The organism is Sphingorhabdus profundilacus (assembly GCF_009769755.1).
GTDB lineage: Bacteria > Pseudomonadota > Alphaproteobacteria > Sphingomonadales > Sphingomonadaceae > Sphingorhabdus_B > Sphingorhabdus_B profundilacus.
Window position 1 is genome coordinate 639,291 of sequence record NZ_SDWJ01000001.1, and the last position, 16,819, is coordinate 656,109.

At 56.7% G+C, this 16,819-nt stretch carries 14 protein-coding genes; 8 read left to right on the forward strand and 6 right to left on the reverse strand.

Going from position 1 to position 16,819, the window contains the following annotated elements:
• Nucleotides 1-73 precede the first annotated feature (73 nt).
• The 3 genes from secA (at nt 74) to EUU23_RS02990 (ending at nt 4,447) form a co-directional block, all read left to right on the forward strand.
• On the forward strand, nt 74-2,803 hold the full coding sequence (gene secA, locus EUU23_RS02980; protein WP_160352627.1) for a preprotein translocase subunit SecA: 2,730 nt from the start codon (nt 74-76) through the stop codon (nt 2,801-2,803).
• Between the two features lie 32 nt (nt 2,804-2,835).
• Entirely contained in the window at nt 2,836-3,675 is an 840-nt protein-coding gene (locus EUU23_RS02985; RefSeq protein WP_246156053.1) for a sulfite exporter TauE/SafE family protein, read from the forward strand.
• Nucleotides 3,676-4,006: 331 nt separating this feature from the next.
• Nucleotides 4,007-4,447 carry a hypothetical protein gene (locus EUU23_RS02990; RefSeq protein WP_160352628.1) on the forward strand — a complete coding sequence of 147 codons (441 nt, stop codon included), beginning with the start codon at nt 4,007-4,009 and terminating at the stop codon, nt 4,445-4,447.
• A gap of 208 nt (nt 4,448-4,655) precedes the next feature.
• Here EUU23_RS02990 and EUU23_RS02995 read toward each other — a convergent pair whose 3' ends face one another.
• Entirely contained in the window at nt 4,656-5,753 is a 1,098-nt protein-coding gene (locus EUU23_RS02995) for an MBL fold metallo-hydrolase (protein WP_160352629.1), read from the reverse strand.
• Between the two features lie 465 nt (nt 5,754-6,218).
• Nucleotides 6,219-6,674, reverse strand: coding sequence for a tRNA adenosine(34) deaminase TadA (gene tadA / locus EUU23_RS03000; RefSeq protein ID WP_160352630.1), 456 nt, complete (start codon nt 6,672-6,674; stop codon nt 6,219-6,221).
• Nucleotides 6,675-6,806: 132 nt separating this feature from the next.
• Here tadA and rpmB point away from each other — a divergent pair, with 132 nt between their 5' ends.
• Nucleotides 6,807-7,097 carry a 50S ribosomal protein L28 gene (gene rpmB / locus EUU23_RS03005; protein ID WP_160352631.1) on the forward strand — a complete coding sequence of 97 codons (291 nt, stop codon included), beginning with the start codon at nt 6,807-6,809 and terminating at the stop codon, nt 7,095-7,097.
• Between the two features lie 21 nt (nt 7,098-7,118).
• Here rpmB and EUU23_RS03010 read toward each other — a convergent pair whose 3' ends face one another.
• Nucleotides 7,119-8,150, reverse strand: coding sequence for an esterase-like activity of phytase family protein (locus EUU23_RS03010; protein WP_160352632.1), 1,032 nt, complete (start codon nt 8,148-8,150; stop codon nt 7,119-7,121).
• 163 nt (nt 8,151-8,313) lie between these two features.
• On the opposite strand from EUU23_RS03010, the gene EUU23_RS03015 reads away from it, so the two are divergent.
• Together EUU23_RS03015 and EUU23_RS03020 are read left to right on the forward strand one after the other, a co-directional pair.
• Nucleotides 8,314-8,679: a glycine zipper 2TM domain-containing protein gene (locus EUU23_RS03015; protein WP_160352633.1), complete on the forward strand. Its 366-nt coding sequence runs from the start codon at nt 8,314-8,316 to the stop codon at nt 8,677-8,679.
• Between the two features lie 155 nt (nt 8,680-8,834).
• Complete coding sequence (locus EUU23_RS03020; protein WP_160352634.1) at nt 8,835-11,804, forward strand: L-glutamate gamma-semialdehyde dehydrogenase; 2,970 nt, start codon at nt 8,835-8,837, stop codon at nt 11,802-11,804.
• A 277-nt stretch (nt 11,805-12,081) separates the two neighbouring features.
• On the opposite strand, the gene EUU23_RS03025 is transcribed toward EUU23_RS03020, so the two are convergent.
• The gene (locus EUU23_RS03025; RefSeq protein WP_143776010.1) at nt 12,082-12,291 is read right to left on the reverse strand and encodes a hypothetical protein; all 210 of its coding nucleotides are present in this window, start codon (nt 12,289-12,291) and stop codon (nt 12,082-12,084) included.
• Between the two features lie 178 nt (nt 12,292-12,469).
• On the opposite strand from EUU23_RS03025, the gene EUU23_RS03030 reads away from it, so the two are divergent.
• Both EUU23_RS03030 and EUU23_RS03035 read left to right on the forward strand, forming a co-directional pair.
• On the forward strand, nt 12,470-12,652 hold the full coding sequence (locus EUU23_RS03030; protein ID WP_160352635.1) for a glycine zipper domain-containing protein: 183 nt from the start codon (nt 12,470-12,472) through the stop codon (nt 12,650-12,652).
• Nucleotides 12,653-12,665: 13 nt separating this feature from the next.
• Nucleotides 12,666-13,988: a PQQ-dependent sugar dehydrogenase gene (locus EUU23_RS03035; RefSeq protein WP_160352636.1), complete on the forward strand. Its 1,323-nt coding sequence runs from the start codon at nt 12,666-12,668 to the stop codon at nt 13,986-13,988.
• A gap of 229 nt (nt 13,989-14,217) precedes the next feature.
• Here the strand turns inward: EUU23_RS03035 and EUU23_RS03040 are convergent, their stop codons facing one another.
• Both EUU23_RS03040 and EUU23_RS03045 read right to left on the reverse strand, forming a co-directional pair.
• A complete protein-coding gene (locus EUU23_RS03040; RefSeq protein WP_160352637.1) occupies nt 14,218-15,033 on the reverse strand; it encodes an ATP-binding protein in 816 nt (271 codons plus the stop codon).
• Nucleotides 15,030-16,766, reverse strand: coding sequence for an acyl-CoA dehydrogenase (locus EUU23_RS03045; RefSeq protein WP_160352638.1), 1,737 nt, complete (start codon nt 16,764-16,766; stop codon nt 15,030-15,032). Before EUU23_RS03045 ends, EUU23_RS03040 begins: the two co-directional genes overlap by 4 nt.
• Between the last annotated feature and the right edge of the window lie 53 nt (nt 16,767-16,819).

Consider the following 16,819-nt stretch of genomic DNA (forward strand, 5'->3'; position numbering starts at 1 on the left):
AAATTGTTGAGCCCCTTTTTATCGCCGCCAGCCTATGGCGCTTTCATATATAAATACATCAAAGGAAACCCCCATGCTTGGTGGAGTAGCAAAAGCTATATTCGGTTCTTCGAACGACCGTTACGTCAAATCGATCATGAAGATCGTACAAAAAATCAATGCGTTAGAAGATGAAATATCGGCAATGGCGGATGAACGCCTGACTCAACAGACGCAGATATTTCGCGATCGCCTGAATTCAGGCGAAACTCTTGACGATATACTGCCAGAGGCATTTGCAACGGTGCGCGAAGCGTCCAAGCGCGTGATGGGTATGCGGCATTTCGACGTGCAAATGGTTGGCGGGATCGTGCTTCACCGTGGTGAGATCGCAGAAATGCGGACCGGCGAGGGAAAGACGCTTACAGAAACGCTGGCCTGTTATCTCAACGCTCTTGAGGGCAAAGGCGTCCATGTCGTTACCGTTAATGACTATCTGGCCCGCCGCGATGCCGAGTGGATGGGGCGCATATACGGATTTCTTGGTTTGACGACCGGTGTCGTTGTTCCCAGCGTTTCCGAACATGAACGGCGGGCCGCCTACAATAGCGACATAACCTATGCGACAAATAACGAACTCGGATTTGATTATCTGCGCGATAATATGAAATATGAGCGCGCACAAATGGTCCAGCGGCCATTTAATTTCGCCATAGTTGATGAAGTGGACTCGATCCTCGTTGATGAAGCCCGAACTCCATTGATTATTTCGGGGCCAACCGACGACAAATCGGAACTCTACATGCAAGTCCACGCGGTCGTGCTGCAACTTGACGATGGCGATTATGAAAAGGACGAAAAAAGCCGCAATCTCACTTTGACGGAGGATGGGACCGAAAAAGCGGAGCGGTTGCTGGAAGATGCCGGTTTGTTAACTGGTTCAAATCTTTATGATTATGAAAATACATTGGTCGTGCATCACCTCGACCAGGCGCTCAAAGCAAATGTCATGTTTAAGCGCGATACTGATTACATCGTAAAGGACGGCAAAGTCATCATCATCGACGAATTTACCGGTCGGATGATGGACGGGCGTCGTTGGTCCAATGGTTTGCATCAGGCGGTTGAGGCCAAAGAAGGCGTTCAGATCGAACCCGAAAATCAGACATTGGCAACCATAACTTTCCAAAACTATTTCCGCATGTATCCAAAGCTGTCAGGTATGACCGGAACCGCCGCGACAGAAGCAGGCGAATTTCACGAGATTTACAAGTTGAACGTCGTCGAAATACCAACCAATTTGCCGGTCAAGCGTATCGATGAGGATGATCAATTCTATAAGAATACACAGGACAAATTCGGCGCGATTGCCAAGACAATCAAGGAGGCCAATGATCGGGGTCAGCCGGTTTTGGTGGGAACTGTGTCCATTGAGAAATCTGAATTACTTTCGGAGTTTCTGGAAAAAGAGGGTGTTAAGCATAGCGTTCTGAATGCTCGTTTTCATGAAAGCGAAGCGCATATTGTTGCCCAGGCAGGCCGATTGGGAAGTGTGACGATTGCCACGAACATGGCGGGACGTGGCACCGACATCCAGTTGGGCGGCAACTATGAATTCCGCTTGGAAGATGAAATTGGCGATATGCCCGAAGGTCCAGAGCGCGACGCCGCCGTTGCTGCTTTGAAGGCCGAAATTGCTGCGGAAAAGGCGAAGGTTATTGAAGCTGGTGGCTTATTCGTATTGGCAACCGAGCGCCATGAAAGCCGACGTATCGATAATCAGTTGCGCGGTCGTTCCGGACGTCAAGGTGACCCGGGTCTTTCGCGCTTCTATCTGTCGCTTGACGATGATCTTTTGCGGATATTCGGATCGGAAACATTGTTCTCGCGCATGATGAATTCGAGCCTTGAGGATGGCGAAGCGATTGGGGGCAAATGGCTATCGAAAGCAATTGAAACCGCGCAAAGGAAAGTCGAGGCGCGCAATTATGATATCCGCAAACAGCTGGTGGAATATGACAATGTCATGAACGACCAGCGCAAGGTCATATATGAACAACGCAGCGATATCATGGATGCCGAAGCCGTTGACGAAATTATTGAAGATATGCGGAACGATACCGTCAATATGATGGTCGGCGATCATTGTCCGGTGGGTACATATCCAGAGCAATGGGATATTGACGGACTAAAGCAGAAATGTGCCGAAGTGCTCGGCTTGGCTCCCGATATCGACAGCTGGTTGCAGGAAGATGCGATTGAGCCGGAAATCATTGAATCGCGTCTTGCCGAAATGGCGACGGCGAAATTTGCCGCCAAGGGGGTCGAACTGGATGTGACCGTTTGGCGACAAGTTGAGAAAAGCATATTATTGCAGACGCTTGACCATCACTGGAAAGAGCATCTTTCCACGCTCGATGCCTTGCGGCAGGTAATTTATTTGCGCGCTTATGCACAGAAAAATCCTATCAATGAGTATAAGCAGGAAGCATTCGGTCTCTTTGAAAGGATGCTTGCCGCCATTCGAGAAGGCGTTACCAAAGCCATTGCAACCAATGAATTCAAGGCAGAGCAGGAATTGGTGCCACCTGAATTGCCCGAACTTCCGGATTTTCTGACGACCCACATTGACCCGTTCACAGGTGAAGATGACAGCGCCGATGTTGATCCAGCTTCGCTAGGATTGGTGACAACGCGCGCTGTGCGCCAAGCTTCGGCGATGCAAGGAACCGATCCCTTTGCCGGTAATCCCGATATTCGCAGAAATGACCCATGTCCTTGTGGATCGGGTCAAAAATATAAGCATTGTCACGGAGCCTACTGACCGACACCTAAGAGGACCCGACCAAGAGTATAATGCGAGCCCAACAGCTTGGTTCTCGTAAAACATCCTTGCAGTTCATCGTGAAGGTGGTTCAGGATGACGCTGTACATTTGGGGGAGGCGATGATGGTCTGGCTTACCGGTTTATTCGCTTTGGTGGCGTTGATTTACGCGTCAGTAGGTTTTGGTGGAGGGTCAACTTACACGGCCCTGCTGGGATTGTGGGGCATTGATTACGCGCTCATTCCCATCATTTCACTGTTGTGCAATATCGTCGTTGTGTCCGGTGGCAGCTATCGCTTCGTTCGGGCAGGGTTGGTGAAATGGCCGCAGGTCATGCCCCTGTTGCTTGTTTCGGCACCGCTTGCCTTTATCGGTGGACTTGTACCGCTCAAACAATGGCTGTTTCTCATGATATTGGGCAGCGCATTGTTGATATCGGCGGTGGCGTTGATTGTGCAGCCTGAAAGGATGGCGCCACGGCGTATTTCCAAGCGGATGCTGCTGGTCCTATCGGGCGGCGTGGGCTTGCTGGCCGGCCTGTCCGGCATTGGCGGTGGGATATTCATGGCGCCGGTGTTGCACCTGATCCGATGGTCCAATGCCCGCCGGATTGCGGCCTTTGCGTCATTATATATCCTGATCAACTCGGTCACCGGATTGGCGGGGCAGCTTATCAAGGCGGGGCCGCAATCGCTGGCCGAACCGGCGGGGCAGTATTGGCCGCTGCTGATCGCTGTTTTTGTGGGCGGCCAGATTGGCAGCATGTTGGGGATGAAGATCCTGACACCGCGCCTGCTCAAGACATTGACCGCGCTGTTGGTGGGCTATGCCGCGCTGCGTCTGCTGTGGCAGGGCTGGGGCCTGATGTAGGTAAAAATGGCTCCCCGGGAGGAAAGCCATTAAGTCAATTAAATCAATAAAATATACACTTTTGCGGACCTGTTTCGGACCAGACAGTTCTGCGGTGTCCCGCATGTAATGTCTCACATAAGCAGTATTTGATAATTACAGAAACTACTCAAATCAGTCGTAAAGTTAGAAAGACGCATGCATTTCGATAATGCTATGAATTCTTGAAGGCGGTCCCTGCCATTGGTTCATAGGCTGAACGAACGGCAGCTTTCGGACATTATGCAACAAAAGCGGACTGTCGGCAAACGACAACATTGCGGACGTTCGATTATATCACTAAATCGTCGGCATGAGCACCAGCTTGACCTTCGGTTACCGATTTAGCGATGACCCAAACGACGATTTTGGTTGGCTAAAGGTAGATGTCCTTGGCGACCACTTTTCAGGTCAAGGTGGTTTTTGGGTGCAATGGCAGGATGTGAAAGAGTTCGGTGAAGCTCTGTCCATGTATCCAATTTTGCCAGAGACTCCAATCAAGGCAGCTTGGGGTTACGAGCCTTGGGAGGGCGACTCCCTCGTGGTTAGCATTGAAGTCGCCCCCGCTGACAAGCGAGGGAATTTGTCAGTTCAAGTTTGGTTACGTGATTACATAGAAATGGGTGACGGAGCGCCGTCCAACTGTGTTCGCACGACTTTCAAGACCAACTATCCCGAGCTTGAAAACTTCCGCAATGCGATAGCTCAACTGATGGATGGGAAGGCTAAAGAGGCGGTTCTTGTGGGACAATAGCCGTCCGCTAACCACAACATTCCTGCCGTTCCCCGCCGATGTTTGATGACTTGCAACCTGCCTTTCGTTCATTAGCTATGATCGTTCGGCGCCTTCAAAGCAAGTTCGGGCGCGGTAGGTGTCGTGGACAATAGCCTTCAGCAATCCGCAGCGCGGTAACGCGTGCAGGGCAATCCGCGGCACGGTCCCTCTGACTCGGTTGCCGAACTCAAGCGTCTTCAGAGAAAACGAACTTCGACCCAACATAGGAGCGCACGACCTTTTGCGGCATCACGCGCAAGGCTTCGGCGATAAAAACTTCGCCCGTACAGTGCATTGGCACGATGTACGTCGGATCGATCAAGGCGAACTCGGCAACCGTCCGTCGGGCTTCTTCTTCGGTTCGGGGGCGAACGAGGTGAAAGCCGCCCAGCACGGCATGGACTTTCTTGATACCTGAGATCGCCTGTGCGCGAAGAACGGAGTTGATTACGCCGCGGTGGCTGCACGATGCAATCACAACCAAGCCGAGGCCTTTGACTGCATAGCAGGTGGCGAGCTCATGCTCGGCGTCGTCGGGCAATTCCGTCGCCGATCGCTTGGCCGCATTGAGGCTTGCACGATCACAGCCGATACCTGGTCGCATCCGTGTGGGAATGGCCGAGCGTTCGAAGCTTTCAAGGGGAATGATCCCCGTCGTAAACGCCTGGTCTGCAACAACTGCAGCATCGGGGCGGATCGTCACATCGAAGCCGGCTCTCGAGAGCGCCATGCGATCAAGCGTTCCCATGATCGGCGGTGGATTGCCGATCATCGCCACGCGTTCGCAGAACGCTTCCTCGCCGCCCACGAACAGCGGGACGCGGCGGGCGTTCGATACTGCTTCACCAAACACGCCTGTGAAGCCGCCATAATGGTCGAGATGGCCGTGACTGAGCACCGCGGCATCAATCGTCGTGGGATCGATGCCAAGCAGCTGCATATTGGTCAGCAGTGTCTCTCTGGAATAACCGAAATCGATCAAAACGCGCCGTTTGCTGGTTCCGATCGCCGAGTCTCCGAGGATCGAAAGGCCGAATTCGCCGACGACGGCGCGCGGCAACATGCGCGGTATGTTTGGCTGGCCGCCATTGCCTGCCCGCATGACTTTTAGGCCCGGAAGATCGAGATTTTCAAGGAAGGGACCGAAGGTCGCGGCGTCATCGACGACCTGAAGTGTCAGACGATCGACCTGCGGAACGGCAAAGCTCGGTTTCGCAGCGAATGATCGGGTCGCGAGCGCCAAACCCCCTGCGCCGGCAATTGCGAGCACACCGCGACGTGTCATATTAGACGGCAAGACGTGGGGCATTTCGGTTCTCCTGTCGGGACAGATAGCACAGTCTGCGGAATACCAAGAATCATATAGCCTGGACCGCGGCTTGTGGACGTCAACTGAGGTGCGGCGGACGGGGTGCTATAACAACGACCTGAGCGATCTCGCTAACATTTCGGCCATTCCCGATAATTCTTGGGCACACTAAAGGCCGCCATTCGTTCAGTTCATTGATGCGTACCCGCTGTTTTGGGTTGCAAAGGTGTATGATTGGCAAAGTTTCGTGCCAAAGGATTATCTGGAAGAAAGAAAAGAACGAAGTGAGACGGGCCGGGTGCCGAATGTGTATCGGGCTGCATTCCTTTTTCCTTTTTTCTCGTTTTTCTTCTGACGAAAAAACCGGCACAACCCATCCGCCATCGCCACGCCTAAGTTGAAAAAGAAAAGAGAAGCCCCCGTTATACTTTTGCAGGCGCTCTACCGCCGCTCTGCAAAAAACGCCTTGAGCAACGCTGCCGCTTCGTCAGCCGCGATTCCGGCGTACACTTCGGGCCGGTGATGCACGGTGGGCTGGTCGAAAAGGCGGGGGCCGTGGGTGACGGCACCGCCTTTGGGGTCGTCGGCACCGAAATAGAGGCGGGCGATGCGGGCGTGGGCGATGGCGCCGGCGCACATGGCGCAGGGTTCAAGGGTTACCCATAGCTCGCATCCGGTCAGCCGGTCGTTGCCAAGCGCAGCGGCAGCCTCGCGCAGCGCGATGATTTCGGCATGGGCGGTGGGGTCATGGTTTCCCAATGGACGGTTTGCGCCGCGCCCGATAATCTGCCCGTCCTTGACCACGATGGCACCAACCGGCACTTCACCAGCCGTGGCGGCCAACCGGGCTAGGGTGAGCGCTTCTTCCATCATTTTTCGGGCATTGGGCAATGACATGGGTTTGCGCTACCCGACAATGGCGCAATTGGCTATATCTGCGACTTGACCTTTTTCGCCCGGAAGGTTAGGGGCAGCGACTTTCGCGGGTCAGTGATTCCGCATACACTCATTTTATACAGGATAAATATCATGACGCGCATCTGCGAACTCACCGGTAAGGGCCGTTTGGTCGGCAACAATGTGAGCCACGCCAACAACAAGACAAAGCGCACATTTCTGCCGAATCTGCAGAATGTGACCTTGTTGTCCGACGCGTTGGAACAAGGGTATAAGTTCAAGGTATCGACCCACGGTCTGCGTTCTGTCGAACATGTTGGCGGTCTTGATAACTGGTTGCTGAAGACATCGGATGAAAAACTTTCGACCAATGCACGCAAGGTGAAGAAAGAAATCGCCAAGAAGCAAAAAGTCGCTGCGTAAATTCTGGCGCTCAACCAGCGCCTAGTTCAGAGATTCAAAACCGGGGGCGGCGATCGCTTCCGGTTTTTTATTGCCTCCACGTTCCGATAGCCGGAATTTCATGAGAATCGTGCGTTGCAAGATATTGAAATTACTGTCTGAAATAAGCCAGATAATCGTATCCTTGCCAACCTGTTTTACTGCGATGCCTTCCATATTGTCGACCAGCAAAGGTGCCGACAGGGTTGCAATTATTCTGCTTTTCCAATGCACATTGTCGGCCATATCCGGCGGCGATGCGATGCCGAGCTTTGCGGAAAATCCGCTTGGGAAGCCAACCGCGCGGTGCAGCAGCATGATCCTGCCGTCCGGCATTTGTATCCCGTCTGTTGCCCGATAGCCTGATGGCGGGCGATAGCGGAATCCGGTTTTTACCGACCCGGGTTCAATAGGGTCGCCTGAAAACAAAAGTGCCTGATGCGTACCGTCGTCTTCAAGGCTTTCCGAAACAATGATGAAGCGGCCATCTTTCATGCGGATCAATGTTTCTGCGCCCTTGTTTCGGGGCCATAGCTGCATTTCTTTTGGACGGACCTCGCCATCGAGTCGGGCAAAGGAGCGGGAAAAACGCCGGATGGCGTGTTTGGCTTCGTAGCTAATCCAGAATTGACCGCTCTGTGCGTCGAACGTGATGCCTTCGCTATCCCTGTCGAGATAGCTGCTGCCGGGTTGATTGGTTTCGGGCAAAGGCGAGATAAACGGTCTGTCGATTCGATCATCATTGGTCAGGCCAAAGCCGATCAACGTACCTGCGTCGCTGATACCGATGAAACGATCACCGGGCAATGCGGCTAACCCCGATATACCGCCGAAATCTTCATTCGGGCTATCTAATTGCCAGGCTGACAGGAAAACGAGCTCGCCCAGACGACGTTGGCCATGATGGGCAGGATCCAGTTGTACCGGTTTAATCCCGATAGTCTGGCTGTGGTTCGGCTGGATAATCCTGACCCCGCCGACGGTAAACATCGCGAGCAAAATGATTAAGATCAGACGCGACAATTTCAAAACCATGCAATCTCGACCCTGTTCATCTTAAGAGGCGCAAACATGAACGGAAGATAACAAACGCATTCAGATTACACTCAAACACACTGCTCCATAGCAGCATTGTTGGGAAAACAAATTGCCCCCTGTCCCCGAAACGGGTGGGTACGAAACGAACTGGAGAATTGACATGACGAAATTCCGTAAAAGCGTTGGAACCCTTGTTCTTGCTGCAACTGCCCTGACAGGTTTTGTTGCAGTTCCCGCACAGGCAGATCGCGGATATGATGATGACTATTACAGTGATAATAGCCGTTACGACCGTTATGACCGCAAGAGTGATCGCCGTGGCGATCGTTATTACCGCAACAACGCACGTTGCGACAAGGGCACAGGCGGGACGATTATTGGCGCCGTAGCTGGCGGATTGCTCGGTAATGAAGTCGCCCGCCGTGGCAACAAGACCGAAGGCAGCATTATCGGTTTGGCCGTTGGGGCATTGGCTGGACGCGCCATCGACAAATCCGACAGCAACTGCCGCCGTCGTTATCGCTAATTCAGCCATTTCGCTCTGCGACATCCCTGAACCTTCTCTGCCGCAGAGCGAAAACCTGACCCTTCGAGGGGGAGGCCAGTATCGGAGACGGTACTGGCCTTTTTTCGTTACAACTGAAACTTGTCTGTGTGGCTAATATCCGGCAAAGCGAGAGCATGACCTTATCGCTCGACTCCGCACGCGCCGCCATCCGTCCTTATCATCACAAGCCAGAGCCTGAGGTGCTCGCCCCGTTGGTTGCCGCCGCCCAAGCCGATGCCGGGGAACGTGACGCAATTGTAGCGGTTGCGCGCGACCTGCTCAGGGATTTGCGGACGGCGCAATCGGACGGCTGGGTCAACCAGTTCTTGCAGGAATATCGACTGGGTACCGAGGAAGGGACATCGCTTTTATCGCTCGCTGAGGCGTTTTTGCGCGTTCCGGATCCTGAAACTGCGGATCTGTTGATCGCGGACAAGCTGGTCGATGCCGACTGGCGCGGGCATAAGGGGCAATCGTCGAGCCTGCTCGTCAACGGCGCGACCTGGGGGCTGGTGCTCGGTAAAGCGGTGCTGGGCGACAGCAACAGCAGCCTGAAGCGTCTGATCGCGCGTGCTGGCGAGCCCTTTGTGCGGCAGGCCGTGGGCGCGGCGATGCGGCTGATGGGGCAGGTCTTTGTCATGGGCCGGACCATCGACGAAGCCATGAAGCGCATGGATGCCAAGGAAAACCGCGGCTTTACTGCCAGTTTCGACATGCTGGGCGAGGCCGCCCGGACCCGCGCCGATGCCGAGCGCTATTTCGAAGCCTATGCCAATGCCATCGCCTCGGTCGGGCAGAACGCGGCGCGCGGGCACAGCGTTTCGGTGAAGCTGTCGGCGCTGCACCCCCGCTACGAAACCGCGCAGGCAGCGACTTGTGTGCCCGAACTTGCCGCCATGGTGCGCGAACTCGCGTCCAAGGCCGCCTCGCTCGGCGTTCAGTTGACCATTGATGCCGAAGAGGCCGCGCGGCTGGAGATGAGCCTTGATATCATCGAACGCGTGGCACGCGATCCGGCGCTGAACGGCTGGGACGGGCTGGGCATGGCGGTGCAGGCCTATTCCAAGCGCGCGCGGCCGACCATCGCTTGGGCAAATGCGCTGGGCGCCGATACACGCCGGATCCTTCAGGTGCGCCTCGTGAAGGGCGCCTATTGGGACAGCGAAATCAAGCACGCGCAGGAACGCGGGCTTAGCGATTTCCCGCTCTTCACGCGCAAGCCTGCAACCGACGTGTCCTACCTCGCCTGCGCCCGCGACATGTTCGACGCCGCGCACATCCGCCCCGCGCTGGCGAGCCACAATGCGCTGACCATCGCGACCATCGTGCACTGGGCCGGCAACCGGCGTGATTTTGAATTCCAGCGGCTGCACGGCATGGGCGAAGGGCTGTTCGAGCGGTTGGTGCAGGACGAAGGCTATCACTGCCGCACCTATGCCCCCGTCGGCGGCCACCGCGACCTGCTCGCCTATCTCGTCCGCCGCCTGCTGGAAAATGGCGCGAACAGCAGCTTTGTCCACCAGCTCGCCGACCAGTCGGTCAGCGAAGAGGAACTACTCGCCGATCCGGTTGAAAAGGTCATGGCGGTCGGCGGCACGCGCCACCCCGCCATCGCCTTGCCCGCAGACCTGTTCCAGCCGGAGCGCGTGAACAGCCAGGGCCTCGATCTGGATGACGCCGACATTTTGGCGTCGACCGCAGCCGAAATCGCCAAACCGGCAAATCTTGGCATAGCCGCTGGCCCGAATGCAGCCGATGCCGTCAGCCGGGCCTTGGCCGCTTACCCCGCATGGTCGTCCAGTTCGCTCTACACACGAGCCGAATGCTTGGGCCGCCTCGCCGACCTGCTCGAAGAAAACCGCCTCAAGCTGATGGCGCTTGCGGTGCAGGAGGCGAAGAAAACCATCCCCGATGCGCTATCCGAAGTGCGCGAGGCCATCGATTTCTGCCGCTATTATTCCGCACGCGCCATTGCCGATCTGGTGCCGGTGGAACTGCCCGGGCCGACGGGCGAACGTAATGTGCTGCGTCATGAAGGGCGCGGGGTCTGGGTTGCCATCGCCCCGTGGAACTTCCCGCTCGCCATCTTTTTGGGACAAGTCGCCGCCGCCTTGGTGGCCGGTAATGCGGTCGTTGCAAAGCCCGCGCCGCAAACGCCCGCCATCGCCGCCTTTGCAGTTGCGCTCGCGCATCAGGCCGGTGTCCCTGAGGATGCGTTACAACTGGTGACGGGAGCTGGCGATGTCGGCGCGCAGTTGACGTCCGACACCCGCATTTGCGGCGTTGTCTTCACAGGGTCGGTCCCGACCGCCAAGGCCATTGCCCGCAATCTGTTGCTCGATGACGACAGGCCCTTGGTGCCGTTGATCGCCGAAACAGGTGGTTTGAATGCCATGATCGTCGATTCCACCGCTCTGTCCGAACAGGTCGTCCGCGATGTCATCATCTCGGGGTTCCAATCCGCAGGACAGCGCTGTTCGGCCCTGCGCCTGCTTTTGTTGCAGGAAGATATTGCGGACCATACGCTCGAAATGCTGCGCGGTGCGATGGATTGCCTGAATGTCGGCGATCCGTCCGATCCGGCAACAGACATCGGCCCGGTGATTGACCAGGTATCCTATGACAAGCTGATGGCCTATCGCCAAAGCGTGAAAGACCGCATCTTCCACAGCGTTGCGGTCCCGGCCAAGGGCCTGTTCGTTCCGCCCACGGTCATCCGGCTCGACGATCTCGACCAGTTGCAAAATGAATGGTTCGGCCCGCTCGTCCACGTGGCGACATGGAAGGCCGGAACGCTCGACGCAACGGTGCAGCGCGTAAATGCCAAGGGCTTCGGCCTGACCATGGGCCTGCACAGCCGGATCGCGCGCAGCAGCGAAGCTGTCGAGCAAATGGCGCGTGTCGGCAATCTCTACATCAACCGTTCCATGATCGGCGCAGTCGTGGGCAGTCAGCCCTTTGGCGGGGAGGGTCTATCCGGTACAGGACCCAAAGCGGGCGGCCCGCACTATCTTTACCGTTTCTGTGCCGAACGCACGACCAGCACGGACACGACGAGCGCAGGTGGCAACGCATCGCTGCTGTCGTTGGAGGATGAGGTTTAGGGAAGCAAATTCTCCAGTAAACCCTAACCGTCACCCTGAACTTGTTTCAGGGTCCATTTGTTCGTTCTTCCCTATGGTGTCTGGGCAAGCCAAATGGCTACGTCCGGGTAGGTTTTAACTTAAACCATGGATGCGGCTGCACGATGGACCCTGAAACAAGTTCAGGGTGACGTGTACTTTTATTGTTATTTCTTGAACCCGAGTCTTTGGCGTCTACGCCGCGAGACTGGCCAGAAAATGACTCTAAACCGGCTAAAAGTCCGGCCAGAAACGCCGTTTAGTGAATAGTGCCCAGCGTCGTTTCGATGCTGAGCATGATGATCAGCCGTTCAATCTGGCGCCAGCGGCAATAATGCAGGTGGTTGCCCACATTGCGGCTCGCCTCGGCCCGGTCAGCCGCCTCCAGTCCGGCGGTTTTACCAAATTGGTCGATCAGCGCCTCTGCCTCGACAACATCGCGCGGTTCGACATAGAGCGGTAAAAACATGGGCGGAACGGGCTTTCGCAAGGGCTTCGGGTGGCAGACAGGCCCGGGTGAAACGGCCTGTCTGCATGGTCGGCATTAGCGTCGGGGCGTGGCCGTTTCGTCAAAGCAATTGGTTAGCGGAAATTAAGCACGATGTTCCCGCTTGCCTGTCAGGCGGCATTGGTGGCAAAGGGGCGGCATGTCTGAAACGAACAATAGCCAACCCCGCCTTGCTGGCGGCATTTTCATCGCACTCGGCCTCCTATTCGGCGCCATTGGCGGCATTGCTTTCAATCAACCATCCGCAGGAATGATGATCGGTTTTGCAACAGGTGTCGTGATCGCCTTGGTGGTTTGGCTGTTCGACCGAAAGCGGGCCTGAGAGGATTTAAGCCATGTGGAAACATGTACGTAACATAGTTCTGATTTTCATCGTTCTGGGTCTGATCGGTATATGGTTCCTGACCCGCCCGGACGAGGCAAAGCTTCCGCTTGCGGCTCTTGAAGGTCCCAAACCAGAACTGACCCAGCCCCGGCCGGAAATGTTTCCGACAATCAACGTGGCCGATGTCGACCGCTGGAAAGCCGGTGAAGCGCCGGTGGCGGCGCCGGGCCTTGTTGTCGAACGCTTTGCCGAGGGGCTGGACCATCCCCGCAATATATATGTGCTGCCCAATGGCGATGTGCTGGTGGCCGAATCCAATTCGCCCCCGCGCGACGGCGGCGGTATCGAAGGCATGGTCATGCGCTGGCTGCTGGACAAGGCGGGGGCAGGTGTGCCGTCGGCCAACCGGATCAGCCTGCTGCGCGACGCCGATGGCGATGGCAAGGCGGAACTCAAGACGCCCTATATCACTGGCCTGAACGCGCCATTCGGAATGGTTCTCGTCGGCGACACCCTCTATGTTGCCAATACCGATGCAGTGCTGGCCTTCCCCTATAAGGAAGGCGCGACGAGCATCACCGCCAAAGGCCGTGAGATCACCAAGTTGAACGCCATGGCCCCCAACAACCATTGGACACGCAATCTCGCCGCGTCGCTCGATGGGAACAAACTCTACATCTCGGTCGGATCGAACAGCAATATCGCCGAACGGGGCATGGAAGTCGAACGTGGCCGCGCCATGGTTCTCGAACTCGATCTGGCGACGGGCAAAAAGCTTCCTTATGCAACGGGCCTGCGTAATCCAGTGGGCCTCGATTGGGACAAGTCGGGACGTTTGTGGACCGTGGTCAACGAACGCGACATGCTCGGGTCCGATCTGGTTCCTGATTATCTGGCCCTCGTGGAATTTGGCGCCGATTATGGCTGGCCGCAACATTATTGGGGCGGCTTTACCGACGCCCGCGTGTCGCCGCCCAAGCCCGAAAAGCGCGAATATGAACGCCGCCCGGACTATGCCTTGGGTGTCCACACCGCCCCGCTGGGCCTGGCCTTTGGCTATAATGCAAAGCTCGGCGCGTCCCTGACCGAGGGTGCTTTTGTCGCCCGTCACGGATCGTGGAACCGCAAGCCTGCCTCGGGCTATGACGTGATCTTCGTGCCGTTTCCCAAGGGCGAGCCTGTTGGCAAGCCTGTGCGCGTGTTGACCGGTTTCCTGGACAAGGATGGCAATGCCCAGGGCCGGCCGACGATGCTGACGGTTGCGAAGGACGGTTCCTTGCTGGTGAGCGATGATGTCGGCAATATTGTCTGGCGGGTGAAGGCCAAGGGTTGAGGTGATGGGGAGTGTCCCTTTAGGGACTGTCCCCTTTGTCTCTTTTTTCCCGTCACCCTGAACTTGTTTCAGGGTCCATTTCTCAGCTCAATTCCGATGTGTCCGTGGAAAACCAAATGGTGACGCACGGCTGGTTTACTTTTCAAGCGGTGGGCTTCGCGGTAAAATGGACCCTGAAACAAGTTCAGGGTGACGGCGCTTGATTGAGAAAGAAATCGGAAAAATAATCCTAAATCTTGCGCCCCGCGCGTCCGGCGAGTTCCACCGTATAATGCCACGCCACCCGGCCGGATCGGCCGCCGCGTTGATGGGCGAAGGCGAGGGCGTCGGCTTCGTCCCAGTCAAGGTCGAAATGGCTGGCATAGGCCGCGACCATCGACACAAAGGCTTCCTGATCGGCATATTGAAAACCAAGTTTCAACCCGAATCGGTCGGCGAGCGCGAGGCTGTCGTCGATATTGTCGCGGGCGTTGATGGCATCGGTTTGCTCGGCCATCGTCCGGTCAACGATGTTCCGTCGGTTCGATGTCACATAGAGCCGCACATTGTTTGGGCGGGCCTCTGCCCCGCCTTCCAAAAGCGAGCGGAGCAAGCGCGGTCCGTTGTCGTTCGTATCAAAGGCAATATCATCGACAAACAGAATGTAGCGTCGCCCGGATACGGACAGTTCCTCGAATAACAGATGCAGGGTCGCCACCTGAGCCGAAGACGCCTCCACCAGCGCGACAAACAACCCTTCTTTCTGTAATTCCCCGACGACGGATTTGACCAGCGCCGATTTGCCCATGCCGCGCGCGCCCCAGAGAAGCACATCATGCGCTGCCGCGCCGGAGGCATGGCGGCGGCTGTTTTCCAGCATATCGGCTTTCTGGCGATCAACGCCGACGATCAGATCGATAGGCAACGGCCGGAAATGGTGGACCGGCGCGAGCCGTTTTCCATCCCAATGATAGGCAGGATAAGCCGACAGGTCCATCGGCGGGGCAGGCGGGGGGGACAGTCTTTCGAGCGCTTCGGCGATGCGCTTCAAAATATCCGTGTTCAAGCCGCCATCCCCTCTGCGTCCAGCATATATAGCAATTCGGAACCGGCCATCGCGCCGGTCTTCAGCGAAAGGGCTTCGGCCACCATGACTTCGAGATAATAGCGGCAGGCCACGACCTTGCCATCCAGAAAGGCATTGGTGCCATTGGCGGCCTGTTCCGCCTGAGCGGCCCGCAATTGCCGCAGCATAAGCCAGCCAGACGTCGCAATGGCCATCATCTGCGTATAGGCGTAGCTTCCGGCGAGACGATCATCGACGCTGGCGCCCAGCATCCACTCGGTCACCTCGGCACAGGCCCCGGCAAGCGCGGTCAGGGGGGCGTTGCCGCCCGCGTCGGCGGCGATGGTTTGCAGATGACGGCGAATGACATCGCCGCCCTCCATAGCGAGCTTGCGGCCAACAAGGTCCGCCGCCTGTATGCCGTTCGTGCCTTCGTAAATCGCGGCGATGCGGATGTCGCGATAATATTGGGCTGCGCCTGTTTCCTCGACAAAGCCCATGCCGCCATGCACCTGTATGCCGAGCGAAGCGATTTCGCTGCCGAGGTCAGTGCCATAGGTCTTGGCGAGCGGGGTGAGGAGGTCGACCATCTCACGCGCGCCGTCTTCGCCCAATGCGGCGCGGTCAACATAGCCCGAGGCGAAGTAGAGCAGAGCGCGGATGGCCTGGGTTCCTGCCTTCATCCGCAAAAGCATGCGGCGCACATCAGGGTGCTCGATAATTGCCACCGAATCCCGTGATGCACCACCCGCCTTGGCCGACTGCACCCGTTCGCGCGCGAACCAGATCGCCTTTTGCGTCGCGGCTTCGGCGATTTGCACACCTTGCAACCCGACGTTGAGGCGGGCGTTGTTCATCATCGTGAACATGGCGCGCATCCCGCCAAATTCGGGGCCGATCAATTCACCGACACATTCGCCTTCCTCGCCAAAGGCAAGGACGCAAGTGGGTGAGGCATTGATGCCCATCTTATGTTCGATCGAAACAACCTTGATATCGTTCGCCTTGCCGATGCCTCCGTCAGCGGTCAGCTGGTATTTCGGGACCAGAAACAGCGAAATGCCCTTGGTTCCCGCGGGTGCATCGGGTGTGCGGGCGAGCACGAGGTGGACGATATTCTCCACCATGTCATGGTCACCAAAGCTGATATAGATTTTTTGGCCGCGGATCTGGTATCGGCCATCACCCAAGGGGGTTGCCGTAGCGCGAAGGGCGCCGACGTCCGATCCGGCCTGCGGCTCGGTCAGGTTCATGGTGCCGCTCCACTCCGCCGTGGATAGCTTGGGAAGATAGGCTGCCTTTTGGGATTCCGAGCCATGGTGGTTGATGGCTTCAATCGCGCCGACCGACAAAATGGGGCACAACGCAAAGGCCATGTTGGCAGCGCCAAGGGAATCAAGCGCGACGGTCGCCATGCTGAAGGGCAGGCCCTGTCCGCCAAAGTCGGACGGCGCGTTGATTGATCCCCAACCATTGGCCACATAAGATTGATAGGCGGCGACGAAGCCGTCGGGCATGACCACTTTCCCGTCGATCAACCGGGCCCCGACGACGTCGCCGATGCGGTTCAGCGGGGCGAATTCATTGGCAGCGAATTCGCCGATCCCTTCGACAATTGCCTGCACAACATCGGCGGTTGCGTCGGCGAAACGGCCATGTTGGGCCAGCGCATCAATCCCGGTGATATGCTTCAAAACGAAGAGTTGTTCGGCGATAGGGGCAGCAAAGGTCATGGGACGAAAAATTTCCTGTGAAAGCGGGTTGCACAGCGCCTATAGACCGAACT